Raw genomic sequence first — 26,743 nt, 5'->3', positions numbered from 1 at the left:
ACCCTCGGGAGTGATGGACAGCCCTGTACCTCCCCGACCGGACGGACCGCGACCGCGCCGCCGTGACCGCCACGGACGCGGCATGCGCGGACCGGTCGCACCCCCTCAGGTGCCCCTGTCGGTCAGCCGGGCCGAGGCGTTCGTCGACCTCGTCCAGGACTCCGCCGAGCGGCTCGAACGACGCTGGCCGCAGCTGGCGTCGGTGGAGTTCCTGGTGCTGGAGGTGCCCGTCAGCGGCGTCCCGGACGGGGCCACCGGGGCGGCCCTCCTCGACGGCGACTCCGTCCCCCTCGGCCGGTACGTCGCCGCGCGCGGTGACGAGCCCGACCGGATCGTCGTCTACCGCCGTCCGGTGGAGATCCGTACCAAAACGCGTGACGAACGCGCGCTGCTGGTTCACGAGGTCGTGGTGGAACAGGTCGCCGAACTCCTGGGACTCGCGCCCGAGTCGGTGGACCCGCGCTACGGGCAGGACTGACCCCGGCCGGTCCGCCTCACCCGGTCCGTCTCGCCCGGTCCGCCTCATTCCCCGAGCACCGACAGGTCCTCCTCCACCTCCGGCACCGCCACCGTGGAACGGTCGTCGGGCACGGGCTGGATCGTGAACATCGGCACACCGTCCCGCGGCAGCGCCAGCGTCCGCGCCGCGTACACCGGACCGCCCGAGACCCGCTCCACGGTCAGCGCGTACACGCCGCCCCCGCCACCGCGCGGCCGCGGCGGCCCCACCGCCAGCGTCCCGCCCGCCGGCACCGTGTACGTCCGCGACACCGGGGCCCCTCCCCCGCTCCCCGCCGACGCCGTGACCCTCACCCGCGCGGCCGCGCCGGGGGCGACGAGCGACAGGGTGCCGCCCTCGGGACGGTTGTCGGCGACAGTGCCGCGCGGCGCGAGGGCGGGAGTGGCGGGTACGAAGGCCGTCTCCCGCGCGTCGCCCTTGCCGCGGACCACCCGCAACGCGGCCACCACAGGGCCGCCGCCACGCTCCGCGGTCAGCAGCAGGGAGCCCGCCTCGCCCCGGGTGACGTCCCCCAGGTCCACCGCCTCCGTCGTGCCGCTGCGCACATGCAGCGCCTCGTGCCCCGCCGGGCTGATCGAGCCGCCGGGACCGGCCAGCCGCACCGCGACGTCGGCGTCCCGCGCGCCCGGCGCGAACGCGTAGAGCCGCACGGACGTGGCGTCCGCGGGGATGCCCGGCAGCACCACCGTCCGCGCCGGGTCGGCGGACGGCGGCAGCCAGTCGCCGCCCAGCCGCTCGTCCGACGACTGCACGGCCGCGCCCACCCGGCCGGAACGGGCGGCCACGTGGAGCGTGAGGTCCTCGCGGGGGGTGTCCGTCAGTGACGACAGCAGCACCGGCACGGTCGACCGGGGCGGGACGCTGACGCCATCCTCCGCCGGGGTGCCGATCCGGCCGTCCCCGTCGTAGAGCTCCAGGTCGACGACGGCCGCCGCGCCGTCCGGATTGGTGAGGTGGACGTAGTCCTGGCGGCCCTTGGCGGTGCTCGCGCCGGGGAACCAGAACGAGGTGTCGGGCGCCGCGCAGGCCAGACCATGGAGACCGCGTCCGCCGCCCGAGGCGACCACCGTGGTCTGCTGGGCCGCCCAGCCGGGGGCCAGCTCGCCGTCGGCGGTGCCGAGGAGGGCCGGGGCGTCGGAACGGTCCGTGGTGACGACGGCGGGCCGGCCGGGCTCCCGCAGGGACAGTACGGGCCGGTCCGCGCCCGCGCCGCTCGCGGCCCGCCGCGCCCGGGCGGCCCCGCCCGCGTCCTTCCCGGCGCCGTCGCGCCCCGGACCCGCCGCCGGCAGCAGCACCGCGGTCGCGCCGCCGGGGCCCGCGGTGGGGCCGGTCCGGGGCGTGAAGGCGGCGTACGTCGTCCCGCCCCCGTCGGAGGCCACCGGTGCCGGGCACACCAGCGTGGACCGCTGGACGGGCAGCCGGAGGGCGCTCGTCCGGCCCGTGCCGGACCCGCCGGACGGGGGGTCGAGCGCGGCGACGCCCGCCACGACGGCCAGCGCCGCCGTGGCGGCGAACAGGGACAGGGTGGTGCGCTTCACTGCCGCTCGCTCCCGTCGTGGCCGTAGGGGTCGTACGGATCGGGGGCGCCGCCCGCGCGGGGTTCCGCCGGGTGCGCCGCGTGCCGCCCGCGCCGGGCGGCCGGGCCCGTGGCGGCCCGGTCCCGCGGCACGACCGCGTACGGGTCGGCGGTGGGCGGAGGTGGTGTGCCGCCCCCGGCGGCGGCCCGCAGCCGGCGCGCCCGGCGCCCCTCGCCCGCCACGGCCTGCGCCGGTACGGTCCCGGCCGCCCGCTCGGGCAGGTCGTCGTCCACCGCGCGCCGGCGGCCCGGCAGCGCGAGCACGACCAGGACCGCCGCGAGCAGTCCCTGCGCCCATAGCCAGGCGGTGCGGGCGGCCGACGGCTCGTAGGACAGGGCGAGCCGGCCGCCACCGGTCGGCAGCGCGAAGCCCTGCGCCCAGCCGTCGAGCGTGCGCCGCTCCAGCGGCCTGCCGTCGAGCGTGGCGCGCCAGCCGGGGGCCGCCCGGTCCGCGACCCGCAGCGTCCGTCCGGCGGGGCCGGGCGGGAGCGCGGCCCGGGCCCCGACCGGGCCGGCGGCGACGGGCGCGGGACGGTCGGCGCCGCCGACCACGGTGACGCGGGCGACCTGCCGGTCGACCCGCCACAGCGCCCGGTGATCCTGCCGGCTGAGCCGGGTCAGGCCGGGGGTGGCGTCCAGGACGCGGGCGGTCGGGCGGCGGCCGCCGGCGGGGGCGGCGAGCGCGGCCGCGTCGTCGTGGAGGAGGACGTAGCCGACGGCGTAGTCGCCGAGGCGGTCCGCCTGGTCGGCGCCGGAGCCCGCCACGAGGTGGGCGACGACGGAGTCGAGGCGGGCGTCCCGCCCGGCGGCGGCCGCCGGTTCGGCGTCGCCCAGCCGGGCGCCCGAGCCGCGGACGAGCGCGTACGCGACGCGGTCGCCGCGCCCGCCGAGGACGAGGGTGCGGGCCCGGTCCCGGGTGCCCGCCTCCTCGGCCACGAAGGCCGGCACCTGCACCGGGTCGCGGCGCTGCAACGGCCCGCCGGCGCCGCCGGCCGTCCACAGCAGGGCCGCGGCGACGGGCGCCGCCCCCGCCCCCAGCGCGATCAGGCCCGCCAGCGGCTGGCGCCAGCCGAAGCCGTGGGCGGCGAGGCGCTCGCGCGCCCCCTCGGCGCCGACGACGGCCGCCGTGACGAGGGCCGCGCAGGCCACCAGGGTGGTGGGGCCCGGCCAATCCCGGCCGGCGGTCAGGGCGGCGCAGAGCAGTCCGGCCACGGCGACGGCCCAGGCGGTGCCGAGGGCGCGCCGCCGGTCCGGGCGCAGCAGCGCGGCGAGCGCGGCCAGGACGAGGCCGGCCGGCAGCGGCCAGCCGGGGGTGCCCGGGCCGCCGGGGTCGCCGGTCAGCAGCCCCAGCGGGGAGGCTCCGGCGCCGTGGCCGGCCGGCCCCGCCACCCCCGCCTCCGCGAGGAGGCGCCCGGGGTGGGCGAGGAGCCCGAGGGACCAGGGGGCGAGCACGACGAGGGGGGCCGCGGTCACGGCGAGCACGCGCGGGGCGAGCGCGGCCGCGCGGGCCGGGCCCCCGTCCGCCAGGGCGTGCGCCAGTGCGCCGAGCCCGAGGACGAGGGCGAGCGGCCACACCACGGGCGTGAAGGCGGTGGTGACGGTGAGCAGCAGGGCGTACGTCCAGCAGGCGCGCCAGGCGGTGGCGCCCCGGTCGCCGGGCGCCGGCGGCCGGCCCCAGGCGGCGACGGCGGCCCGGGCGGCCGGCGGGAGGAGGACGGCCAGTACGGCGGTGCCGAGCCTGCCGGTGGCCAGGGCGCCGGTGACGGCGGGCAGCAGGGCGTAGGTGGCGCTCCCCCAGGCGCGCAGCGGCCGGGAGTCGGTGAGCGGGCGGGAGGCGAGGTAGGCGCTGAGGCCGGCGAGGGGGACGCAGCAGATCAGCGGGAGGGTGACCGCGGCGTCGGGGGAGCCGAGGAGGAGCGTGGCCAGGGCGGCGAGGAGCGCGAGGTAGGGCGGGGCGCCGGCGGTGGTGCCCGTACCGACGGGGTGCCAGTCGGCGGTGTAGGCGTGCCACAGGTCCCCGGCGTGGGCGGGGGCGGGCAGCAGGGCGCCGCCCGCGAGCGAGCCGCCGCCGATCAGGTCGCGGCAGGCGAGGGCGGAGACGAGCGGCAGGAGGGCGAGGAGGACGGGGGCCGGCCGGCGCGTGACGCGGCGGAGCCGGGCGAACCGCTCGGCTCCGGGGTGGTCCGCCGTGCCGCCGGCGGGCCCCGCCTCGGCGGCGCCGTGGCGTCCGGCGCCGGCGTAGCGGTCGTCGGCGCGGCCGCCGATGTCGCCGAGGAGCTGTTCGACGGCGGCGCGGAGGGTGGCGCCGGGCGGCGGGAAGAGCGGCCGGAGGGCGCGGGGGTCGGCCTCGGGGTGCGCGCGGCGTTTACGGGCCGCGCGGACGCGCCCGGGGCGCAGGAGGACGCCGACGAGCCCGGCGGTCTCGTCGAGCGCCGGTCCGGGCGCCTTGCCGAGGAGGTAGCCGAGGGCGCGCAGCAGGGTGCCGAGGACGAGCCGGAGCAGGACGTAGGGCAGGAGCGGGCCGCGGGTGTTGGCGAGCAGGGTGTGGACGGAGCCCGCCTTGTCGACGCGGTGCGGGTTGACCCGGCGGCGGCCAGCGCAGTCGACGGGGCGGCGTTCGCGGGTGGCGGCCTCTGCGTGGCGCAGCACGGCGTCGGGGGCGACGAGGACCCGGTGGCCGGCGGCGTGGGCGCGCCAGCACAGGTCGACGTCGTCGCGCATGAGCGGCAGGCGGGGGTCGAAGCCGCCGAGCCGCCGGTAGACGTCGCGGCGGACGAGCATGCCGGCGGTGGAGACCGACAGCACCGGCCGGACCCGGTCGTGCTGGCCCTGGTCCTGTTCGCGGCGTTCCAGGCCGGTCCAGCGGCGGCCGCCGCGGGCGATGGAGACGCCGGCTTCGAGCAGGTGCCTGCGGTCGTACCAGCCGCGGATCTTGGGGCCGATGACGGCCGCGTCCGGTTCGGCCTCGGCGACGCGCAGCAGTTCGTGGAGGGCGGCGGGCTCGGGGGCGCAGTCGTCGTGGAGCAGCCACAGCCAGTGGACGGGTTCGAGGTCGGCGCGGTCGGTGCCGGGGGCGTCCTCGGTCCAGCCGCGGCTGACGGGGTCCCAGCCGCTGGAACGCCTGAGGTAGGGCAGGTCGTCGGCGGTGTGCTCGGGGGCGGTGCGGACGGCCTCCTCGACGGCCGTGCCGAAGCCGGAGCGGCGGGCGAGGTGGAGGACGTGGTCGGCGCCGAGGGCGTCGGCGAGGAGGCGGCGCGAGTCGTCGGTGCTGCCGGTGTCGGCGGCCACGGCGTGCTGCACCGGCCGCTCCTGGCCGAGCAGTCCGGCGAGGGCGTCGGGGAGCCAGCGGGCGCCGTCGTGGGCGACGAGTACGGCGGTGACGACGTGCCGGGGGAACGCGGGCGGGACGGTGGGGTCGAACAACGCGGGGAGGGTGGGGTCGAACATGGCAGGCGCGGGCCCCGGTTCGGTCGAGTCTGTGCGTGACGTCGGGCCCGGGGAGGCTACCGGCCGCGGGACGGGCGTCGCCGGGCGTTGGCGGGGGCCTCACCCTCGTGGTGGTAAAAACGACGATCCGCCTCTCGCCCGTGGAAGGCGGGAGACGGATCGTGGGCTATGGCGCGGGTGCGTGGACCGGAGGGTTGACGCCGGTTCCTCAAACCGCCGCCTTCTTCAGGCGACGGCGCTCACGCTCCGACAAACCGCCCCAGATGCCGAAGCGTTCGTCGTTCGCGAGAGCGTATTCAAGGCACTCGGAGCGGACTTCGCACGCCAGGCAGACCTTCTTGGCCTCGCGCGTGGATCCGCCCTTTTCGGGGAAGAAGGACTCGGGGTCGGTCTGAGCGCACAACGCGCGCTCCTGCCAGCCGAGCTCCTCGTCCGCCTCCTCGACCAGCAGTTGCTGGAACAGCTCGGTCATGTGCGCCCCTCGTCTGATCGCGTCCCCGTGTGCTGCCGCGCGTCGGGTGCGGCAGAACGACACGAGTGAAATTACAAGTGCGGCGATCCGGGCCAGTCAAGCCGGGATCTGCTATTGAGCCCCTTATTCACTCTGCGGAACCAAGGCCGAGCGGAAAGTTGCCAAACCGCCACAAGAGTGGACACATCCCTCAGTCGTCACAAGCGACCCGTCCTTCCCACTTGTATGAGGAAGACGCGGTCCGCGACGGAACCGTTGCCGTTCCGGAGGGGCACGAAACGATGTTTACGACCGCACCCGCCGCCCCACTGTCCGCACACACCGCAAGACAAACCTTTGACCCCACTCTCTAACCGCAGGAGTGAAAGAAGACACCAAAACGGACATGCGGTTGACAGGCGCACGGTCCGTTCGGTCTCCTTGGTGCCATGCCAGCGACTTCCGTCCCCCTGGCCACCGCCCTGGGGAACCTCAGCCTGACCCGTGCCTACGGGTCCCGCTGTGCTGTGCACGCGCGCTGTCGCTGTTCCAGCTGTTGATGCCTGATCGCTTCCGCTCCAGCTGATTCCTCCGGCCTTTCCGACGCCGTTCCCCCTTCGGGATCCCGGCTTTCGGCGTACGGCCGCACCCCGCCGCACAGCACATCCGTCTTAGGAACCCCATCCATGAACAGCGACGTCCAGATCGCCGGCGACCCGCTCGCCATCCCGCACCTGATGCCGCCGCCCCCCGCCCACCCCTCCACCGTCGCCGGATTCGCGGGCCTCGCCCGCACCATCGCCGCCGACACCGCCTCCTGGGCCCCGCTCGTCCGCTACGACGCCGTCACCCGCTGGTACCACCGGCTGCGCACCGGCCCCGGCTACGAGGTCTGGCTGCTCAGCTGGGTGCCCGGCCAGGGCAGCGGGCTGCACGACCACGGCCGCTCCTCCGGCGTGATGACCGTGCTGCGCGGTGAGCTGTCGGAGCACACCGGGGGCTCGCGCCGCGTGCTGGGCGCCGGGACGCAGCGGGTCTTCGCGCCCGGGTACGCCCACGAGGTGGTCAACGACGCGCTCGAGCCGGCCGTGAGCCTCCACGTCTACTTCCCCGGCCTCACCGAGATGCCGATGCACCGGGCCCCCGAGGTCCACTGCGGCCTGGCCCCGCGCCCGGACGCCCAGGCGGAGGCGGCCCGCGCGCGCTAGGCCCTCTCCAGGGGGCCGCCCTTCTTCAGCAGCGTGTTCCTCTGCTGACAGACTGCGGTCATGCGCATTGTGGTTCTGGCCGGCGGGATCGGGGGCGCCCGCTTCCTCCGCGGCCTCAAGTCAGCAGTCCCCGACGCGGAGATCACCGTCATCGGGAACACCGGCGACGACATTCATCTCTTCGGGCTCAAGGTCTGCCCCGACCTCGACACCGTCATGTACACGCTTGGCGGCGGCATCCACGAGGAGCAGGGCTGGGGGCGGACCGGCGAGACCTTCGCGGTGAAGGAGGAGCTGGCCGCCTACGGCGTCGGGCCCGAGTGGTTCGGGCTCGGTGACCGCGATTTCGCGACGCACATCGTGCGGACGCAGATGCTGGGCGCGGGCTATCCGCTGAGCGCCGTCACCGAGGCGCTCTGCGCGCGGTGGAAGCCGGGCGTACGCCTCCTGCCGATGAGCGACGACCGCGTCGAGACCCACGTCATGATCGACGACCCCGACGGCCCGGCGGGCGCCGAGGCCGGCCGCAAGGCCGTGCACTTCCAGGAGTACTGGGTGCGGCTGCGGGCCTCGGTCCCCGCCCACGCCGTCGTGCCCGTCGGCGCCGAGCGGGCCAAGCCGGCGCCCGGCGTGCTGGAGGCGATCGCCGCCGCCGACGTCATCCTCTTCCCGCCGTCCAACCCCGTCGTCAGCGTCGGCACGATCCTGTCCGTCCCCGGCATCCGGGAGGCCGTCGCCGACGCGGCGGCGCCCGTCGTCGGCCTCTCCCCCATCGTCGGCGACGCGCCCGTGCGGGGCATGGCCGACAAGGTCCTCGAAGCCGTCGGCGTCGAGTCCACCGCCACGGCCGTCGCCCGGCACTACGGCTCCGGGCTGCTCGACGGCTGGCTCGTCGACACCGTGGACGCCGGCGCCGTCGCCGACGTCGAGGCGGCCGGCATCCGCTGCCGGGCCGTGCCGCTGATGATGACCGACGTGGACGCCACGGCCGCCATGGCCCGCGCGGCGCTCGACCTGGCCGAGGAGGCCCGCCGGTGAACGACACCTCCGCGCCCGGCGCCCCCGCCTACCGCGTCTGGGCCCTCCCCGGCATCCCCGAGGTGCGCCCGGGCGACGACCTGGCGAAGGTCATCGCCGGCGCCGCCCTCGGCGAGGGCCTGCCGGGGCTGGCCGACGGCGACGTCCTCGTCGTCACCTCGAAGATCGTCAGCAAGGCGGAGGGCCGGCTCCGGCACGCCGCCGACCGCGAGGCCGCGATCGACGAGGAAACGGTACGGCTCGTGGCCCGGCGCGGCACGCTGCGCGTCGTCGAGAACCGGCTGGGCCTCGTGATGGCCGCGGCCGGCGTCGACGCCTCCAACACGGAGGCCGGGACCGTCCTGCTGCTGCCCGAGGACCCCGACGCGTCGGCCCGGCGCATCCGGGAGGGCCTGCGGGACGCGCTCGGCGTCGACGTCGGCGTCGTCGTCACCGACACCGCGGGGCGGCCCTGGCGCAAGGGCGTGACCGACTTCGCCATCGGCGCCGCCGGCGTCCGCGTCGCCGACGACCTGCGCGGCGGCGTCGACGCCTACGGCAACCCGCTCGTCGCGACCGTCGTGGCCACCGTGGACGAGCTCGCCGCCGCCGGCGACCTGGTCAAGGGCAAGGCCGGCGGCCTGCCGGTGGCCGTGGTGCGCGGCCTGCCGCACGTGGTCACCGAGGCCGGTGGTGCCGACGAGTACGAGGGCGCGCGGTGGCTCGTACGGTCCGCGGTCGACGACATGTTCCGGCTCGGGACCTCGGAGGCCGTCAAGGAGGCGGTGTCGCTGCGGCGGACCGTCCGGGAGTTCACCGACGACCCCGTGGACCCGGGAGCGGTACGGCGCGCCGTCGCCGCCGCCGTCACCGCGCCGGCCCCGCACCACACCACGCCCTGGCGGTTCGTGCTGCTGGAGAGCGAGGAGTCGCGCACCCGGCTGCTCGACGCCATGCGCGACGCCTGGATCGCCGACCTGCGGTCCGACGGCCTCTCCGAGGAGCGGATCGCCCGGCGCGTACGCCGCGGCGACGTCCTGCGGAAGGCGCCGTACCTGGTGGTCCCCTGCCTGGTCATGGACGGCTCCCACACCTACCCGGACGCCCGGCGCTCGACCGCCGAGCGGGAGATGTTCGTGGTGGCGATGGGCGCCGCCGTCCAGAACTTCCTGGTGACGCTGGCGAGCGAGCGGCTGGGGTCGGCGTGGGTGTCCTCGACGATGTTCTGCCGCGAGGTGGTGCGGGGGGTTCTGGACCTGCCGGAGGGGTGGGATCCGATGGGGGCGGTGGCGGTGGGCCGTCCGGCGGCCGAGCCCTCTGCGCGGCCGGGGCGCGACGCGGAAGCGTTCGTGACGGTCCGGTAGCCGGAACGACGGGCCGCGCCCGAACGGCTTCGTGCCTGGGTGCGGCCCGGTGGTCGGTTTGTGCCCACCCGTCCCGCCGTGCGGGACGATTGCCCACAAACAGGCCACCTACATGCGCGAGAAATCCGGCACCGTGAACCGCGGCCCCCGCCGCGGCGGGGTGACCCCGCTCAGCAGGATCAGGCGGCAGGCCCGGTGCCGCTGGCCCTCGTACGGGGCCAGCAGGTCGAGCATCGCCTCGTCGTCCGCTCCGCGGAACCCGGTCAGCGCGTAGCCCACGATCCGCGGCAGGTGGAGGTCGCCGAGCGTGACCGCGTCGGGGGCTCCGTTGCTGCGTTGGAGGGTCTCCGCCGCCGTCCAGGGGCCGATGCCGGGGAGGGCCTGGAGGCGGGTCGCCGCCCGGGAGGCTTCCATGGCCGCCGCCTCCTCCAGGCGGGCGGCGGCACGTGCCGCGCGGACGATCGTCGCCGAGCGTTTGGCGTCCACGCCGGCCCGGTGCCATTCCCAGGAGGGGATGAGGGCCCAGGCGCGGGGTTCCGGCATCACGCGCAGGCCGGCGGGGGCGGGGCCCGGCGCCGGTTCCCCGTGGCGGGTCAGCAGCAGGCGCCAGGCGCGGTAGGCCTCGTCGGCGGTGACCTTCTGTTCGAGGACCGACGGGATCAGGGATTCCAGGACCAGGCCGGTGCGGGCCAGCCTGAGGCCGGGGTGGCGGCGGTGCGCCGCGTGGACCAGGCGGTGGCGCGGGGTGAACGCCGCGGGGTCGTCCGTGGCGCCGAGGAGGGTGGGGAGCCGGTCGAGGAGCCAGTCGGCGCCGGGGCCCCAGGCCTCCGCCGCCACCTCGCCCGCGGACACGGTCAGCCGGAGCGTGCCGGGCCCTTCCGGGGTGCGGCTCGCCCGCCAGATCGCGCCGTCCGGGGCCACCCGGTAGGCGGGGTCGCCGGGGCCGCGCGCCAGGACGCACAGGGTGCGTTCCAGGTCGTACGGGCCGCCACCGGGCGGGGCCCACGTGCGGGTGGCCATTCGGCCAGCGTACGTCGTCCTGCGGGTCGGGGTCCTACTGGTCGGACGAGAAGCGGATCGCGCTGCGCGGGATGTCCGCGCCGCACCAGATGCGGGCGCCGTCGAGCAGCTCGTTGTCGGGGCCGATCCGGGCGTGGTCGCCGACGACCGCTCCGTTGAGGACCGTACGGGCGCCGATGCGGGCGCCGACGCCGATGAGGGAGTCGCGGACGACGGCGCCCTCCTCGATGACGGCGCCGTCCAGGATCGTGCTGCCGTCGACGCGGGCGCCGGACTCGACGCGGGCGCCGGCGCCGACGACCGTGCCGCCGGTGAGCTTGGCGTCGGGGGCCACGACGGCGCCGTCGAGGATCAGGCGGTCGCCGCGCCGGCCGGGGACGGCGGGGGACGGGGCGCGGCCCATGACGAGGTCGGCCGAGCCGCGGACGAAGGCCTGGGGGGTGCCCAGGTCGAGCCAGTAGGTCGAGTCGACCATGCCCTGGAGGTGGGCTCCGGAGGCGAGGAGTCCGGGGAACGTCTCCCGTTCCACGGAGACCGGTCGGCCGGCGGGGATCTCGTCGATCACCGAGCGGTTGAAGACGTAGGCGCCGGCGTTGATCTGGTCGGTGACGATCTCCTCGGGCGTCTGGGGCTTCTCCAGGAAGGCCTGCACCCGGCCGGTGGCGTCGGTGGGGACCAGGCCGAAGGCCCGGGGGTCCGCCACCCGGGTGAGGTGGAGGGAGACGTCCGCGCCCGTGGTGCGGTGGGTGTCGACCAGGGCCTCGATGTCGAGGCCGGTGAGGATGTCGCCGTTGAAGATCAGGACCGGGTCGTCGGGGCCGGAGCGCAGCCGGGAGGCCACGTTGCGGATGGCGCCGCCGGTGCCCAGGGGTTCCACCTCGGTGACGTACTCGAGGTGGAGGCCCAGGGACGAGCCGTCGCCGAAGTAGGGCTCGAAGACCTCGGCCAGGTAGGACGTGGCGAGGACGATGTGCTCGACGCCCGCCGCGCGGGCCCGGGCCAGCTGGTGGGTCAGGAAGGGCACGCCCGCCGCGGGGACCATCGGCTTGGGGGTGTGCACCGTCAGCGGGCGCAGACGGGTGCCCTTGCCACCGACCAGGAGGATCGCTTCTGTCACCTTGTCGTCTCTGCTTCCTGCTGGGGCCGGGCCGTGATCGGCGGCCAGTGTATGCAGAACGTACGGCTCCGGCCGCGCCCGGTCAGCGGCCCTGGAGGCGGGCGGCCTCCGCGCGGGCGGTGCCGAGCCGCTTGTAGAGGCGCTCTCCGGGGCATTCGGTGGAGTAGCCGTCGCGGTGTCCGGAGATCACCTTGAGCCTCACGGAGGTGCCCTTCTTGTAGAGGTTTCCGCCTCCGGAGACCAGCGTGGTGCTGCCCGCCGGATTGACGTCGTAGAGCCCCAGCTTCCACGCGGTGAGCATCGCCACGGCGTCGACGGAGGCCGCGGACGGATTGGCCTTCCCGAACGATCCGAGCACGGCGATCCCCATGCTGTTGGTGTTGAAACCGAGAGTATGGGCGCCTCTGACGGGTTTCGCCACACCGCCTGCCCGGCCTTCGTACACCGTGCCGCACTTGTCGATGAGGAAGTTGTAGCCGATGTCCCGCCATCCGCTGCTCACCACGTGGTAGCGGTAGATCCCCCGGATGACGGAGGCGGACTGCGAGCAGCTGGGGGTGTTTCCGGAGGCGGTGTGATGCACGAACGCGGCCCGCACGGTCTTGTTGTACAGGAAGCCGCGTTCGCGGATCGATTCGTCGGCGCCCCAGCCGGCCCGGGTGACGATGCGCGGACGCGGGCCGACGTAGTACCCGGGTACGGCGTCGGCCTCGTCCTCGCCCCCCTCGGGGGCGTCCGGGGGGTCGGGGGGCGCCGGGGGCGCGCCGGGCTGCTGTTCGCCGTCGTCGCCGTGGTCCTCGGGGTCGGTGCGCTTGGGGTCGGCGGCGGCCTCGGCCGCCGGGTCCACCTGGGTGGCCGTGATGTCGCGGGCGGATTCGGGCCGGGGCAGGGCGGGGATCTCGGTGGCGCCCAGCGGGGCCAGCGGCATGTTGGCCGCGGAGGCGGTGTTGTCCTCCTCGGCGGGCGCGGGGGCCGCGGCGCGGCGGGCGGGGCGGGCCGCCGGGTCCTTGCCGGGGTCGACGAGTTCGACGCGGAGGCCGGCGGGGAGCGGCGGGGCGGCGGTGGCGCGGCCGGCGGGGGCCTCCGGGCGGACCCTGACCTCCACGGCGTCGGAGGCGCCGACCCACAGGGGCGCGGTGGAGCCGCGCAGGGTGCCGCCGCGGGCCTCGGGCGAGCCGAGGTCGGGGCGGTCGTCGTCCTGGGTCTCGACGTCCTGCCAGCCGGTCCACTCCTTGCCGCCCACCGGGCGGGTGCGCACCTGGGCCTTCGCCTTGAGCTCCCGGGCGGCGTCGTCCCAGACGATGCCGACGAGGGAGAAGGGGTCCACCTCGCGGGGCGGCAGCCCCCGCTCGGCCCGGGTGCCGTCGGCGGTGCGGCGGGCGGGGGCCAGCGGCACGAGGGGCAGCGAGTGGGTGGAGCCCGGGACGGTGGTGGGGGCGGGGCCGGGCGTGGTGCCGGGTGCGCTGGCTCCGGAGGGGGTGGCGAGGAAGGGCAGGGTCAGGGCGGCGCAGGCGGCGACGGCCGAGGAGACAAGGATTCCGCGCATACCTGAAATCCTGGGCATATCCGTCTGAATCTGTCCATTCGTGAGCTGACGGCGAGTCGGCCCGGAGGGCTCCCCGGAGGCCCTCGGCCGACTGCCCGTCAGGGTGCGGGGCGCGTACGCTGACGGCGATGAACGCCACCGATCGCACCCCCGCCGACCTGCTGCGTTCCGCGCTCGCCGCGGACCCGGCCCGCCCGCTCGTGACCTTCTACGACGACGCCACCGGCGAGCGCGTGGAACTGTCCGTGGCCACCTTCGCCAATTGGGTGGCGAAGACCGCCAACCTGCTCCAGGGCGACCTCGCCGCCGCCCCCGGCGACCGGCTCGCCCTGCTGCTCCCCGCGCACTGGCAGACCGCCGTCTGGCTGCTCGCCTGCTCGTCCGTCGGCGTCGTCGCCGAGATCGGCGGCGACCCGGCCGGTGCCGACCTGGTGGTCAGCGGGCCGGACACGCTGGAGGAGGCGCGAGCCTGCTCCGGGGAGCGGGTGGCGCTGGCGCTGCGCCCCCTGGGGGGCCGTTTCCCCCAGCCGCCCGCGGGCTTCGCCGACTACGCGGTCGAGGTGCCGGGCCAGGGCGACCGCTTCGCCCCCTTCGTACCCGTGGACCCCGACGCCCCGGCGCTGGTCGTGGACGGCACGGAGCTGACGGGCGCGCAGGTCGTCGAGCGGGCCCGCGCCGAGGCCGGGCGGCTGGGCCTGGACGCGGGCGGGCGGCTGCTGTCGGGCCTGCCGTACGACGGCTGGGAGGGTCTCGCGGCGGGGCTGTTCGCGCCGCTGGCCGCGGGCGGCTCCGTGGTGCTCTGCCGCAACCTCGGCGAACTGGCCGAGGACGGCCTGGCCAAGCGGCTGGAGAGCGAGCGCGTCACCGTGACGGCCCTCTGACGCTGCCGTCGCGGCCGTCCCGGGCGATGATCGGCGGGTAGCCCGTACTCCGTCGAGGAGGGACGCAGCGCCGCCGTGAACCGCATCCCTGGCCCGCCCGCGTGGCCGGACGACTTCTTCGCCGAGGAGCCGCCCGGGCAGGAGCCCGCGCCCCCGCGGCGCGGGCGGCGCTGGCTGCGCCGGCTGGCCCTGGGCATGTCGTTCCTGGTGCTGGTGGTGGCCGGGGTGGGCTGGGTGCTCTACGAGCGCCTCAACGACAACATCACCACCGACACCGAGACCGCGGAGGAGCTGCGCCGCTGGGAGAAGGAGCGGCCCAGCGCGCTGGTCGCCGGCGCCCAGAACATCCTCATCATCGGCTCGGACACCCGCAGCGGGCCGGGCAACCGCTACGGCAGGGACAGCGGGACCCAGCGCTCGGACACCACGATCCTGCTGCACGTGGCCGCCGACCGGAGCCGCGCGACGGCCGTCAGCCTGCCCCGCGACCTGATGGCGACGATCCCCACCTGCCGGCGGCCGGACGGCACGTACACCCACGAGCGCTTCGCGCAGTTCAACTGGGCCTACTCGCTCGCGGGCACCGCCTGCACCATCCGTACCGTCGAGAACATCACCCACATCCGTATCGACCATCACATCGTGCTGGACTTCAACGGGTTCAAGGGCCTGGTGGACGCGATCGACGGGGTGGAGGTCTGCCTGAAGCGGCCGGTGGACGACCGCGAGGCGCGGCTGAGGCTGCCCGCGGGCCGTCAGGTCCTGCACGGGGAACAGGCGCTGGGCTACGTCCGGGCCCGCTACAGCCTCGGGGACGGCAGCGACACCGAGCGGATGGGGCGTCAGCAGGAGTTCATGGGCTCCCTGGTGCGGGAGATGCAGAGCGACGGCGTGCTGCTCAACCCGGCCCGGCTCTACCCCGTGCTGGACGCCGCCACCAAGTCCGTCACCACGGACTCCGGGCTCGACTCGATCAAGAAACTCTACGACCTGGTGCGCACGGTACGGAACATCCCCACCGAACGGGTGCAGTTCCTCACGGCGCCGCGCCGCCCCTACCCGTACAACAGCGCCCGCGACGAGCTCGTCCAGCCGGACGCGGACCAGCTCTTCCAGCAGCTGCGGATGGACCGTCCGGTGGCGGTGAGCGCGCACGTGCGGGCGACCGACGGCAAGCCGCGCCCGCCACGCCGGGAGCCGGGGCCGGGGCCGGGGCCGGAGGAGGACCCCGAGTTCACGGAGGGCGTGCAGCGGTCGGCCGCGCCCGTGTCGCCGGCGCCCGTGCCGTCCGCCGCGCCGTCCGCGGCACCCCCGTCCGCGCCCCCGGCCGCGCCGGCGCCGTCAGCGGCGTCCGTCGCGCCGTCGCCCTCCGTGCAGCCCACCACACCGCCGACGTACGAGGGCACCACCGCCGCCCGGGGGATCTGCGGCTGACACGGGGCGTACATCCACGAGAAACCCCCTAAAAGGTACGATCATCATTTCGCGCCGGTGTTCGTCATGACCTTCTCCCCGCGAAGGGATTGGGCAGATTGCCCAGTTGTAGGGGAGTGCAATTTGTCACGGGCGTCGCTTGACGCTGAACTGGGCGGATAGTGTGAGCGATCCGGTGCGCACGGCCGGGCTGACCGCGCACTGCAAGATGACATGATCGAGCGCCTCGGGGGGGTAGGCGCCGCGTGGCACCGACGGAGGATTCAAGCGACCGTGGACGCGCAAGGCCGTGGGCGAGCGGGCGATATCGACCCCGCCGACCAGTGGGTGTTCGACCCTGAGACCGGCAGCTATGAGCTGCGCCTGGACCAAACCGGGGAGCCGGTGACGGCGACCGGCCCCACCCCGGCCGCACCGCCCTCCCCCGCTCCCAGGAAGCAGGCCTCGGCCTCGGCCGCGCCGCGGCCCAAGCCGAAGACCGGTCCGGGCGGCGGCTCGGGCGGCGGCGGGCGGGCGGTGCCGGGCCAGCGCGGTGGCGCTGCCGGCGGCGGGCGGCGGGCTGCCGCCAAGGCCGCGGCCGCCGGGCGGCGCAAGCCCAAGCCGAAGAAGACCGCCAAGAAGAAGGTCCTGATGTGGACCGGTGGCACGGTCGGGGTGGTGCTGGTCGTCGTCACGGTCGGCGGTTACCTGCTCTACCAGCACCTGAACAACAACATCGACAAGGTCGACGTCGGCATCAACAACGGTGCCGTCACCAAAGGCCCCGTCAACATCCTGGTCATCGGCACGGACAAGCGGTCCGGCAAGGGCAACACCGGTTACGGCGACGCCGGCAGCGTCGGCCACGCCGACACCACCCTGCTCTTCCATGTCTCCGAGGACCGGTCGAACGCCACCGCGCTCTCCATCCCGCGTGACATGATCACGGACATCCCGGACTGCCCCACCAAGCAGAAGAACGGGTCCGTCAAGACCATCCCGGGCTCCAAGGGCGTGCGCTTCAACGAGAGCCTGGGCCAGGAGGAGCGCGACCCCGGCTGCACCTGGCGGACCGTGGAGCAGCTGACGGGCCTGAAGGTCACCCACTTCATGATGGCGGACTTCAACGCCGTCAAGGAGCTGTCCTCGGCCGTCGGCGGTGTCGAGGTCTGCGTGGCCAAGGACATCAACGACCGCGACTCGCACCTGAAGATGACCAAGGGCCGGCACGTCGTGGAGGGCGAGGACGCCCTGGCGTTCGTCCGGACCCGGCACTCGGTGGGCTTCGGCGGCGACCTCAGCCGGATCGAGCTGCAACAGCAGTTCCTCAGCTCCATGATCCGGAAGATGAAGTCCGGTGACACCCTCACCAACCCCAAGAAGCTCTACGACCTCAGCGACGCCGCGACCAACTCGCTCACCGTCGACACCGGCATAGGATCGATCAGCAAGCTGACCGCGCTGGCCAAGGAGCTCAGCAAGGTCAACCTGAAGAACATCACCTTCGCCACGGTCCCGGTCGTCGACAATCCGAACGAGGGCAAGGTCCACAAGACGGTCGTGCTGGACAAGCCCAAGGCCGACCCTCTCTTCGCCATGGTCCGTCAGGACGTCTCCCTCACCGAGGTGAAGGAGAAGGAGGAGAAGGCGAAGGAGAAGGAGGAGAAGGCCAAGGAGGAGGCCGACGCCAAGCAGGCCGCCCTCCTCAAGGGCCCGCGCGCCACGCCCGCGACCGTCAGGGTCAAGGTGCAGAACGGCAGCGGCCGGATGGGCGCCGCGCAGGAGACCGTCGTCTGGATGCAGAACACCAAGGGCATGCGCCTGGCCTCCAACGGCGGCAACGCCTCCGGCGGCAAGAAGGACAAAACGACGCTGGAGTTCGCGCCCAACCAGGCCGACCAGGCGCGCCGGCTGGCCGACGAGATGGGCCTGCCCGCCGACGCCCTGAAGCAGACCTCGGGCACCGCGGCCCCCACCGCGGAGATGAAGCTCGTCCTCGGCGAGGACTTCAAGGGCACCGGAATCCCGGTCTCCGCCCCGAAGAAGGCCCCTGAGGGCATTCAGAAGGTCGAAGCGGACGACGAGAACATCTGCGCGAAGTGAACCCCCCTGCCGGGCTTTCGCATCTCATTACCCAGTAAGACTCATTAGGTGAACCATGCCTGCCCATCGGGCCGGACGCACCATTTCAGGGGAGGCCCGATGCGGCAGAGCAGCGGCGTGCGGAAAGAGCAGGCCGCGCGGTCCAAGGGCGACGCGCCCAAGGACGAGGGGTCCGGGGAGACCCCGGACCCGAAGGACACGAAGAAGGACGCGGAGCAGGACGCGGGGCAGGACGCGAAGCGGGACGCCTCGGACAAGGACGCCGGGAAGGGCAAGGACGCCGAGAAGGGCGCGAAGGCCGGGAAGCGCGCGAAGGCCGCCCCGGACAAGGGCGCCCCGGCGAAGGGCGCCAAGGACTCCATAGCCGGCGGCCGGCGCCGTCGTCTCGGGCGAATAGCCCGCTGGACGGCGCTCGGCCTCGCCGTGCTCGTCCTCGGCGTCTCCGCCGCGGGGTACCTCTACTACGAGCACCTCAACGGCAACATCAAGAAGAACAAGCTCAACCTCGGCGACAAGCAGCTCGACCGCAGCGCCGCGAACGCCGCCGGCCAGCGCCCCCTGAACATCCTGCTGCTGGGCTCCGACAGCCGCGCCAGCAAGGAGAACCAGCAGCTCGGCGGCGCCCGCGAGGACGCCGACCGGCCGGCCCTGGCCGATGTCCAGATGCTGGTGCACGTCTCGGCCGACCGCAGCAACATGTCGGTCATCAGCGTCCCCCGCGACACCCGGGTGACCATCCCCAAGTGCACGGACCCCGAGAGCGGCAAGGTCTACCGGGAGACCAACCGGCAGATCATCAACACCAGCCTGGGCAACGGCGGACCCGGCTGCACCGTGGCCACGTGGGAGGAGCTCACCGGCGTCCCCATCGACCACTTCATGATGATCGACTTCGCGGGTGTGGTGAGCATGGCCGACGCCGTGGGCGGCGTCCCGGTCTGCGTCGACAGCAACATCTACGACGACAAGTCCGGCCTCCGCCTGCTCAAGGGCAGCCAGACGGTCAAGGGCGAGCAGGCCCTGCAGTGGCTGCGCACCCGGCACGGCTTCGAGGACGGCAGCGACATCGGCCGCACCCACGCCCAGCACCTCTACATGAACGCGATGGTCCGTCAGCTCAAGTCGGGCACCAAGCTCTCCGACCCCGGTCAGCTCACCGACCTCGCCGAGGCCGCCACCAAGGCGCTCACGGTCGACAAGGACCTCGGCTCGGTGAAGAAGCTCTACGACCTCGCCGACGACATCAAGCGCGTGCCCTCCGGCCGGATCACCATGTCGACCATGCCGTGGGTCTCCGACCCGCAGAACCCGGACGCGCACGTCATCCCCAAGCCCGGCGACGCCGACAAGCTCTTCTCGCTCGTCCGCAACGACATCGCGCTGGACGGCAAGGACCCGAAGAAGGACGCCAAGTCCCTTCCGTCCGCGCCGCCGGCCGCGCCCAGGAAGGACATCGCCGTCACCGTCTTCAACGGCACCGGCACCGTCGTGGAACCGCCGGTCACCGGCCGCGGCTCCGACATCGCGGCCATCCTGGTCAAGCGGGGCTTCACGAAGACCACGTCCGACTCCACGCCGCGCGCCCAGGCGGACACCACGCTCACCTATCCGCGGGCCACGCAGCGCGGCGACGCCCTGGCGGTGGCCAAGGCGCTGGGCCTGCCGGAGACGGCGGTGCGGCACTCGCCCGAGGTCCAGCAGATCACGCTGGTCGTCGGCGGCGACTGGAAGGGCGGCGAGAGCTACCCGAAGACGGAGGGCGCGGACGAGTCCGGCGCCGAGCCGTCGGGTTCCCCGTCCGCGCAGGACGGCGGCAGCGGCGCGAAGGACGACGCCAAGGCCGGCGACAAGGACGGCAAGGGCGACAAGGACGGCAAGAAGGACGACGGCAAGGGCGCCAGGAAGTCCGACGACAACAAGGCCCCCGAGAGCTCGGACCCCCTCAACGGCGACGACCGGTCGGCCTGTATGAAGGTCAACCCGCTCAACCGCTTCTGAAAGACCCCGGCAGGCGGTCGGGGCCCGCGGCCGCACCGGCCGCGGGCCCCGATCGGCGCCGTAGGAGCTGTCAGCCCGCCCGGACGGCCGGGCGGCGGCTGGCGATGACCTTCCGCGCCAGCGAACGGGGGCTGGTGAGGAAGCCGACGCCCCACGACATGTGCATCGTGGCCAGCGCCACCGGGACGCGCAGCCGTGCCGCGAGGGGCAGGCCCTTGCCCGCGGGCACCGAGCCGGCCGTGATCGCGGCCAGGTAGCCGGCGGGCACGACCAGGCCCCACGGGGTGACGGTGGCACCGGCGACCAGGCCGGCCGCGATGGCGACCACGGCGGTCGGGGCCGCGAGGTAGCGCAGGTTGATCGAGCCCTGGTGGTAGCGGGCGACCACGTGCCGCCAGCGGCCGTAGTCCTTGTACTGCTTGGCCAGGGCCTTGACGTTCGGGCGCGGGCGGTAGGAGACCAGCAGTTCGGGCGAGAACCAGATCAGCCCGCCGGCCTCGCGGATGCGGAAGTTCAGCTCCCAGTCCTGGGCGCGGATGAACTCCTCGTTGTAGCCGCCCTGCCGCTCCAGCGCCTCGCGGCGGAAGACGCCCAGGTACACGGTCTCGGCGGGGCCGGCGGCGCCGCCGGTGTGGAAGGCCGCGTTGCCCACGCCGATCCGCGAGGTCATGGCGGCGGCGACGGCCCGCTCCCAGTCGTTCTCGCCCTCGGCGTGCATGATGCCGCCGACGTTCTGGGCGCCGGTCTCCTCCAGCAGCCGCACCGCGGTCGCGATGTAGTTCGGCGAGAGCATCCCGTGACCGTCGACGCGTACCACGATCGGGTGACGTGATGCCTTGATCGCGGCGTTCAGCGCGGCGGGCGTGCGACCCGTGGGATTCGGCACCGTATGGACCCGGGAGTCCTCCCGGACGAGCTCCGCGGCGATCTCGTCGGTGCGGTCGGTGGACGGCCCGAGGGCGATGACCACCTCCAGCTCACCGGCATACTCCTGCTCCAGGATGTGCCGCACGGAGGTGCGCAGATGCCGCTCTTCATTGAGCACCGGCATGATCACGGATACGGCTGGCGGCTGCTGATCGTGCATGGTTCCTCGGAGGTACGGGGGTCGGGGTCACCCCGCGGCGGACGGCTGTCTCGTCTGCTTCGCCGGCCGTGTCGGCCGGGCCGGCGTACCCGGTCACGTTACCGCCAATGGGGGACGCGCCTCCGCCCCGGCCGGGTGGCGGGGGCGCTGGCGACGGCGTGGGGCCGCAGACAGCTCATCGTATGGACCTACGGTGTTCCCGGTTCTTCCCCCGCCGGGGGCCCGATCGTCGCGGAGGTCTCGCCATGACCGCACCGTCCCGTTCGTCCGGGCCCCGACCGGCCCCGCGGCCGCCCGCGCCGGGCCGCCGCCCCCGCTGGGGCATGCGGACGGCCACCGGCGTCGCGGCGGTCGTCCTGTGCGCGGGCGGCATCGGGCACGCGGTGGTGCACGGCATCGACGGCGGCATGGGCCGGGTGGACCCCTTCGCGGGACTGTCGAACCGGCCCGACGGCGGGCGCGGCATGAACGTCCTGCTCGTCGGGACCGACGGCCGGGACAAGATCACCAAGGATGAGCGGCAGCGCTACCGCCTCGGCGGCGTCCCCTGTCACTGCACCGACACGATGATGCTCGTCCACCTGTCCGCCGACCGCGACCGGGCCACCGTGGTCGGTCTGCCGCGCGACACGTACACCGAGATCCCCGAGCACCCGGACGGCACCGGCGGCATCCGCCCCGCCCACCCGCTCAAGCTCAACGCCGCCTACGCCGAGGGCGGCCCCAGCCTGACCGTACGCTCCGTCGAACGCCTCACCGGCGTCCACGTCGACCACTACATGGAGGTCGACTTCACCAGCTTCATGGAGACCGTCGACGCCGTCGGCGGAGTGCGGGTGTGCACCGTACGGCCGCTCAAAGACGCCTACACCGGTCTCGACCTCCCCGCCGGCACCACCAACCTCGACGGCGGGCAGGCCCTCCAGTACGTGCGCTCCCGCCATCTCGACGGGGCGGCGGACCTGGGCCGGATGCAGCGGCAGCAACGATTCCTCGCCTCGCTGATCCACCAGGCGGCCGACGGCGGGGTGCTGCTCAACCCGGTGAAGTTCCGGGAGGTCGCCTCGTCCGTCGTCGGCTCGGTCCGCGCCGACCGGGGCTTCGGCAGCAACGAGCTGGTCGAGCTGGGCAAGGCGCTGCGGAACCTCACCCCGGCCTCCGCCGAGTTCACCTCCGTGCCGATCGCCGTCGCGGACTTCCCCGTCCCGGGCATCGGCTCCACCGTGAAATGGGACGAACCGGCCGCGGGCAAACTCTTCCAGGCGCTGCGCGACGACCGCCCGGTCAACGCCGCACCGCGCGCCCCGCACCGCGCCCAGGACGCCAAGCCGCCCGGCGGCGACCCCCGGGTGAAGACCGTGGACGTGGCGCCCGAGCGGATCCGGGTGCAGGTCCTCAACGGCAGCGGCCGCGACGGGCTGGCCCGCACCACCGACCGGGCGCTGCGCGCCACCGGCTTCGTCACCACCGGCCGGCCCGTCGACGCCCCGCACCCGACGGGACACACCGTGATCACCTACGACCCGCGCTGGGACCGCTCGGTCCGCTCGCTGGCGGCCGCCCTGCCGGGCGCCGAGCTGCGGCCGGTGACCGGGCAGGGGCCGGTGATGACGGTCACGCTCGGCAAGGACTTCACCGAGGTGCGCCCGGTGCGCGCCGAGACCCCACCGCAGGAGCCCGGGCACATCCCGGTGGTCACCGGGGACCAGGTGGTCTGCCCGGAGCGAACCTGAGGGCACGGGCCGCCGGGGTCAGTCCTCGATGCCCTCGGCGGCGCGCCGCTCGCGCAGGTCCATGATCGCGCGGCGCCGGGCGAGCCGGTGGGTGCGCCGGATCTGCGCCTCCTGGTAGCGGCGGCGGTCCCGCTCGGTCTCGGGGAGCACCTGCGGGACGCGGCGGGGCTTGCCCTCCCCGTCCACGGCGGCGAAGACGAGGTAGGCGCTGCCGACCTGGACGGCGGGCGTCGACTCGTTCCAGCGCTCGGCGAGCACCCGTACGCCGATCTCCATCGAGGACCGGCCGGTCCAGTTGACCTGCGCCTTCACATGCACGAGGTCACCGACGCGGACCGGCTCGAGGAACGCCATCTCGTCCATCGAGGCGGTGACCGCCGGGCCGCCGGAGTGCCGGCCGGCCACCGCGCCCGCGACGTCGTCCACCAGCTTCATGATCACGCCGCCGTGCACGGTTCCCAGCAGATTGGTGTCGTTGCCGGTCATGATGTGGGAGAGCGTGGTGCGGGAAGCCGAGGTGGGCTTGCCGGATATCTCCGCCTCGGGGCTCCGGTCCTGATTGGTCATGCCCACCACTGTATGCGGGGCCGGGACCGGCGGGCGGGTTTGCATCAGCTCTGCAACAGCACCGCCACGGTCCCGTCCGTGCCCCGTGTCCCCGCGCGTCCCCCGGGGCACACTCGATGGCATGAACGATTGGCCCGAAGGGCGGACCCACGACCGCCGTGACCGCTACGGACGCGGCAGCGGCAGCACCAGCGCGGAGCCCGAGGGCCCCCGCGCCATGCCGCACGTCCGCCCCGGTGGACCCCCGCCGCAGTACCGACCGCCCCAGGGCTACGACGCCGCCCCCGCGCCCCGCGGCGGCGGCGCGGCCGGCGACGGCTACAGCACGGGCCGGGTCTACGGGCACGGCGCCGGCGGTCCGGGTGGTCCCGGTGCCCCGGGCGGTCCGGCCGGGCCGGGCGCCCGCGGCCGGGCCCCGCGCGCCGGGGCGCCGGACTGGCGCAATCGCCTCAAGATCGGGGCGATCGTCCTCGTCACCGGGCTGCTGGTCGTCGGCGGCGGCACCTATTTCTGGGCCGACGGGAAGATGCGCCGCGAGGTCGACCTGGGCGCGGTGAAGGACCGCCCGGCGGCCGGATCGGGCACGAACTACCTGATCGTCGGCTCCGACAGCCGCGAGGGCCTGTCCGAGACGGACAAGAAGGACCTCCACACCGGGTCGGCCGACGGCAAGCGCACCGACTCGATGATGATCCTCCACACCGGCGACAACGGCACCACCATGCTGAGCCTGCCGCGCGACTCGTACGTGACCATCCCCGCCTTCACCGGCAAGGAGTCCGGCAAGCGCTTCCCCGCGTCCACGCACAAGCTCAACCAGGCGTACTCGGACGGCGGCGCCGAGCTGCTGGCACAGACCATCGAGTACAACACCGGGCTGCGCATCGACCACTACGCGGAGATCGGCTTCGGCGGCTTCCGCAATCTGGTCGACGCGCTCGGCGGGGTGGAGATGTGCCTGGACAAGCCGCTGAAGGACCGGGACTCGGGCGCGGACTTCAAGGCCGGCTGCCAGGAGCTGAACGGCGCCCAGTCGCTGGCGTTCGTCCGCCAGCGCCACCAGGAGGCCGACCAGGACCTGGGCCGGATGCGCAACCAGCAGAAGTTCCTCAACACCCTCGCCAAGCAGGCCGCCTCCCCGGCCACGATCCTCAACCCCTTCCGGCTCTACCCGGTGATCGGCTCAGGGCTCGACACGCTCATCGTCGACAAGGACATGGGGCTGTGGGACCTGATGGACATGTTCTGGGCGATGAAGGGCGTCACGGGCGGCGACGGGCAGCAGATGACCGTGCCCATCGCCAACCCCAACCTCCCCACGCGCTCCGACGGTGTGGCCGTGAAGTGGGACACCACGAAGGCGAAGCAGCTCTTCGACCAGCTGAGGAAGGACGAGAAGGTCACCGTCTCCGGCCCGTGACGACAGGCGCGCGGGCCGCGGGCCGTCAGCCGGTCTCGGCGTCCGGCGACGGCCCCGTCGCGTTGATGATCGCGAAGACCGCGCCCTGCGGGTCCTGGAGGACGGCCATCCGCCCGGCGATCATGTCGAAGGGCGGCTTGAGGACGTTGCCGCCGGCCTTGACCAGCGCGTCGGTGGTGCTGTCGGTGTCGTCGACGGAGAAATACGTCAGCCAGTGCGAGGGTGATCCGGGCGGGGAGTTCTCCAGCCCCTGCATGCCGCCGACCACGCGGCCCCTCGCCTTGAGGGAGAGGTAGGCGGGCATCTCCTCGAAGGGCTCGGCCGTGAGGTCCAGGGCGGCCGAGTAGAAGGCGCCGGCCTCGTCGGTGTTCGCGGTGTTGAGCTCGTTCCACACCACCGAGCCGGGTTCGTTGACGACCTGGGACCCGGCGAAGTCCTTGGCCTGCCAGATCCCGAACACGGCGCCCGTGGCGTCGGCCACGATGGCCATGCGGCCGAGCGTGAGCACGTCCATGGGGTCCGCCAGGGACGTCCCGCCGCTCGCCTTGATCTTCTCCATCGTGGCGTCGGCGTCGCCGACCGCCAGGTACGTCGTCCAGGCCGGCGGCGGCTTGGAGCCGCCCTCCTGGGCCATCGACGTCATGATCCCGGCGACGGCCTTGCCGTTCAGGCTGCAGACGGCGTAGCCCCCGGTCTCGGGGGGCCCGGGCTCGCCCTGCCAGCCGAAGAGGTCCCGGTAGAAGTCCAGCGCCTCGCGCTGGTCGGGGACCACGAGATCCACCCAGCAGGGCGTCCCGGGCACATAGGGCTTCGTTACCTCGGGCATGACGCGCGCCTTTCCGACCGTACGGACACCCCCGCGACCACCTTCACCCGGCGGTCGGCGGCCCGCCACCGGAGAAACGGCGAACGGCCCCCGGCGGACCGTCGCCGGGGGCCGTTCGCGCGCTGCCGACGCGCGGCGCGTTACGGGAGGTTGCGGGCCATGACGATCCGCTGGACCTGGTTCGTGCCTTCATAAATCTGCGTGATCTTGGCGTCGCGCATCATGCGCTCGACCGGGTAGTCACGGGTGTAGCCGTAGCCGCCGAGCAGCTGGACGGCGTCCGTGGTGACCTCCATCGCGACGTCCGAAGCGAAGCACTTGGCGGCGGCGCCCTGGTAGGTCAGGTCGGCGTCGAGGCGCTCCGAGGCGGCGGCGGCCTGGTAGGTGAGGGCGCGGGCCGCGGAGATCTTCATGGCCATGTCGGCGAGCATGAACTGGATGCCCTGGAAGTCGGCGATCGCCTTGCCGAACTGCTTGCGCTCCTGGACGTAGCCCTTGGCGTAGTCGAGGGCGCCCTGGGCGATGCCCAGCGCCTGGGCGGCGATGGTGATGCGGGTGTGGTCCAGGGTCTTCATGGCGGTGGCGAAGCCCGTGCCCTCCGCGCCGATCATGCGGTCGGCGGGGATGCGGACGTTGTCGAGGTAGACCTCGCGCGTCGGGGAGCCCTTGATGCCGAGCTTCTTCTCGGGGGCGCCGAAGGAGACGCCCTCGTCGGCCTTCTCGACGACGAAGGCGGAGATGCCCTTGGAGCGCTTCTCCGGGTCGGTGACGGCCATGACCGTGTAGAAGTCGCTGACGCCGGCGTTGGTGATCCAGCGCTTGACGCCGTTGAGGACCCAGAAGTCGCCGTCGCGCACGGCGCGGGTCTTCATGCCGGCCGCGTCGGAGCCCGCGTCGGGCTCGCTGAGGCAGTACGAGAACATCGCGTCGCCCTTGGCGAGCGGGCCCAGGTACTTCTTCTTCAGCTCCTCGGAGCCGGAGAGGGCGACCGGGAGCGAGCCCAGCTTGTTGACCGCCGGGATCAGGGAGGAGGAGGCGCAGACGCGGGCGACCTCCTCGATCACGATGACCGTGGCGAGCGCGTCGGCACCGGCGCCGCCGAAGGCCTCGGGCACGTGCACCGCGTGGAGGTCGGCGGCGACGAGCGCGTCGAGCGCCTCCTGCGGGAAGCGGCCCTCCTCGTCCACCTCCGCGGCGAACGGCGCGATCTTCGCCTCGGCGAGCGAGCGCACGACCTTACGGAGCTCGATGTGCTCCTCGGACGGCCGGTACAGGTCGAAGTCCTTGTTTCCCGCCAAGGCGTACTCCCCAGAGAGTTAACTACCGTTTAGTAACCACGATTCTAGGGTCGGCGCCGCGGCCGGGGATACGTGAGCTTGCCGACAGCCGTTGATCACCCCGGATCCTTCCCGTCCGCTCCCGCGACTATGCTCGGGCAACGCAATCCGG

General features: G+C 74.1%; 20 protein-coding genes. 10 read left to right on the top strand and 10 right to left on the bottom strand.

Features of this window, described 5'->3' with window-relative positions:
• Nucleotides 1-13 precede the first annotated feature (13 nt).
• Nucleotides 14-478 (top strand): metallopeptidase family protein, encoded by a 465-nt coding sequence (locus tag AC07BS_RS26255; RefSeq protein ID WP_478650079.1) that lies wholly within the window; start codon nucleotides 14-16, stop codon nucleotides 476-478.
• Nucleotides 479-522: 44 nt separating this feature from the next.
• Here AC07BS_RS26255 and AC07BS_RS26250 read toward each other — a convergent pair whose 3' ends face one another.
• The 3 genes from AC07BS_RS26250 to AC07BS_RS26240 form a co-directional block, all read right to left on the bottom strand.
• Nucleotides 523-2,058, bottom strand: a complete 1,536-nt coding sequence (locus AC07BS_RS26250) for a DUF5719 family protein (RefSeq protein ID WP_478934680.1) — start codon at nucleotides 2,056-2,058, stop codon at nucleotides 523-525.
• Nucleotides 2,055-5,543: a glycosyltransferase family 2 protein gene (locus AC07BS_RS26245; RefSeq protein WP_478650074.1), complete on the bottom strand. Its 3,489-nt coding sequence runs from the start codon at nucleotides 5,541-5,543 to the stop codon at nucleotides 2,055-2,057. The genes AC07BS_RS26250 and AC07BS_RS26245 overlap by 4 nt, the downstream gene beginning before the upstream one ends.
• Before the next feature lie 208 nt (nucleotides 5,544-5,751).
• Nucleotides 5,752-6,015, bottom strand: coding sequence for a WhiB family transcriptional regulator (locus AC07BS_RS26240; protein WP_004952403.1), 264 nt, complete (start codon nucleotides 6,013-6,015; stop codon nucleotides 5,752-5,754).
• Nucleotides 6,016-6,680: 665 nt separating this feature from the next.
• Between AC07BS_RS26240 and AC07BS_RS26235 the strand changes: the two genes are divergently transcribed.
• From AC07BS_RS26235 to AC07BS_RS26225, 3 genes are read left to right on the top strand one after another with little or no spacing between them, the layout of a single operon-like run.
• Complete coding sequence (locus tag AC07BS_RS26235) at nucleotides 6,681-7,202, top strand: cysteine dioxygenase (protein ID WP_478650070.1); 522 nt, start codon at nucleotides 6,681-6,683, stop codon at nucleotides 7,200-7,202.
• Between the two features lie 60 nt (nucleotides 7,203-7,262).
• Nucleotides 7,263-8,240: a 2-phospho-L-lactate transferase gene (cofD, locus tag AC07BS_RS26230; RefSeq protein ID WP_478934679.1), complete on the top strand. Its 978-nt coding sequence runs from the start codon at nucleotides 7,263-7,265 to the stop codon at nucleotides 8,238-8,240.
• Nucleotides 8,237-9,583: a coenzyme F420-0:L-glutamate ligase gene (locus AC07BS_RS26225; RefSeq protein ID WP_478934678.1), complete on the top strand. Its 1,347-nt coding sequence runs from the start codon at nucleotides 8,237-8,239 to the stop codon at nucleotides 9,581-9,583. Before cofD ends, AC07BS_RS26225 begins: the two co-directional genes overlap by 4 nt.
• A gap of 108 nt (nucleotides 9,584-9,691) precedes the next feature.
• Here AC07BS_RS26225 and AC07BS_RS26220 read toward each other — a convergent pair whose 3' ends face one another.
• The 3 genes from AC07BS_RS26220 to AC07BS_RS26210 form a co-directional block, all read right to left on the bottom strand.
• A complete protein-coding gene (locus AC07BS_RS26220; protein WP_478934677.1) occupies nucleotides 9,692-10,603 on the bottom strand; it encodes a DNA-3-methyladenine glycosylase family protein in 912 nt (303 codons plus the stop codon).
• 34 nt (nucleotides 10,604-10,637) lie between these two features.
• Nucleotides 10,638-11,720 (bottom strand): mannose-1-phosphate guanylyltransferase, encoded by a 1,083-nt coding sequence (manB, locus tag AC07BS_RS26215; protein ID WP_478650059.1) that lies wholly within the window; start codon nucleotides 11,718-11,720, stop codon nucleotides 10,638-10,640.
• A gap of 82 nt (nucleotides 11,721-11,802) precedes the next feature.
• Nucleotides 11,803-13,266, bottom strand: a complete 1,464-nt coding sequence (locus tag AC07BS_RS26210) for a peptidoglycan recognition protein family protein (protein ID WP_478934676.1) — start codon at nucleotides 13,264-13,266, stop codon at nucleotides 11,803-11,805.
• Between the two features lie 128 nt (nucleotides 13,267-13,394).
• Between AC07BS_RS26210 and AC07BS_RS26205 the strand changes: the two genes are divergently transcribed.
• From AC07BS_RS26205 to AC07BS_RS26190, 4 genes are all read left to right on the top strand, one after another.
• Entirely contained in the window at nucleotides 13,395-14,147 is a 753-nt protein-coding gene (locus tag AC07BS_RS26205; protein ID WP_478934675.1) for a TIGR03089 family protein, read from the top strand.
• A gap of 84 nt (nucleotides 14,148-14,231) precedes the next feature.
• Nucleotides 14,232-15,581, top strand: coding sequence for an LCP family protein (locus tag AC07BS_RS26200; RefSeq protein ID WP_478934685.1), 1,350 nt, complete (start codon nucleotides 14,232-14,234; stop codon nucleotides 15,579-15,581).
• Nucleotides 15,582-15,854: 273 nt separating this feature from the next.
• Nucleotides 15,855-17,663 (top strand): LCP family protein, encoded by a 1,809-nt coding sequence (locus AC07BS_RS26195; protein ID WP_478934674.1) that lies wholly within the window; start codon nucleotides 15,855-15,857, stop codon nucleotides 17,661-17,663.
• Nucleotides 17,664-17,762: 99 nt separating this feature from the next.
• Entirely contained in the window at nucleotides 17,763-19,661 is a 1,899-nt protein-coding gene (locus AC07BS_RS26190) for an LCP family protein (protein ID WP_478934673.1), read from the top strand.
• 70 nt (nucleotides 19,662-19,731) lie between these two features.
• Here AC07BS_RS26190 and AC07BS_RS26185 read toward each other — a convergent pair whose 3' ends face one another.
• On the bottom strand, nucleotides 19,732-20,748 hold the full coding sequence (locus tag AC07BS_RS26185; protein WP_478650048.1) for a glycosyltransferase family 2 protein: 1,017 nt from the start codon (nucleotides 20,746-20,748) through the stop codon (nucleotides 19,732-19,734).
• Between the two features lie 245 nt (nucleotides 20,749-20,993).
• Between AC07BS_RS26185 and AC07BS_RS26180 the strand changes: the two genes are divergently transcribed.
• Nucleotides 20,994-22,481, top strand: coding sequence for an LCP family protein (locus AC07BS_RS26180; protein WP_478934672.1), 1,488 nt, complete (start codon nucleotides 20,994-20,996; stop codon nucleotides 22,479-22,481).
• An 18-nt stretch (nucleotides 22,482-22,499) separates the two neighbouring features.
• Here the strand turns inward: AC07BS_RS26180 and AC07BS_RS26175 are convergent, their stop codons facing one another.
• Nucleotides 22,500-23,048: an acyl-CoA thioesterase gene (locus AC07BS_RS26175; protein ID WP_478650043.1), complete on the bottom strand. Its 549-nt coding sequence runs from the start codon at nucleotides 23,046-23,048 to the stop codon at nucleotides 22,500-22,502.
• Between the two features lie 121 nt (nucleotides 23,049-23,169).
• Between AC07BS_RS26175 and AC07BS_RS26170 the strand changes: the two genes are divergently transcribed.
• Entirely contained in the window at nucleotides 23,170-24,468 is a 1,299-nt protein-coding gene (locus tag AC07BS_RS26170; protein WP_478934671.1) for an LCP family protein, read from the top strand.
• 25 nt (nucleotides 24,469-24,493) lie between these two features.
• Here the strand turns inward: AC07BS_RS26170 and AC07BS_RS26165 are convergent, their stop codons facing one another.
• Both AC07BS_RS26165 and AC07BS_RS26160 read right to left on the bottom strand, forming a co-directional pair.
• Nucleotides 24,494-25,294 (bottom strand): VOC family protein, encoded by an 801-nt coding sequence (locus AC07BS_RS26165; protein ID WP_478650038.1) that lies wholly within the window; start codon nucleotides 25,292-25,294, stop codon nucleotides 24,494-24,496.
• 140 nt (nucleotides 25,295-25,434) lie between these two features.
• Complete coding sequence (locus AC07BS_RS26160) at nucleotides 25,435-26,592, bottom strand: acyl-CoA dehydrogenase family protein (protein WP_478650036.1); 1,158 nt, start codon at nucleotides 26,590-26,592, stop codon at nucleotides 25,435-25,437.
• Nucleotides 26,593-26,743 lie beyond the last annotated feature (151 nt).

This window comes from Streptomyces sp. NPDC044063 (assembly GCF_056434285.1).
The sequence above is the reverse complement of the archived record's forward strand: the minus strand, read 5'-3'. Positions and strand labels throughout refer to the sequence as shown.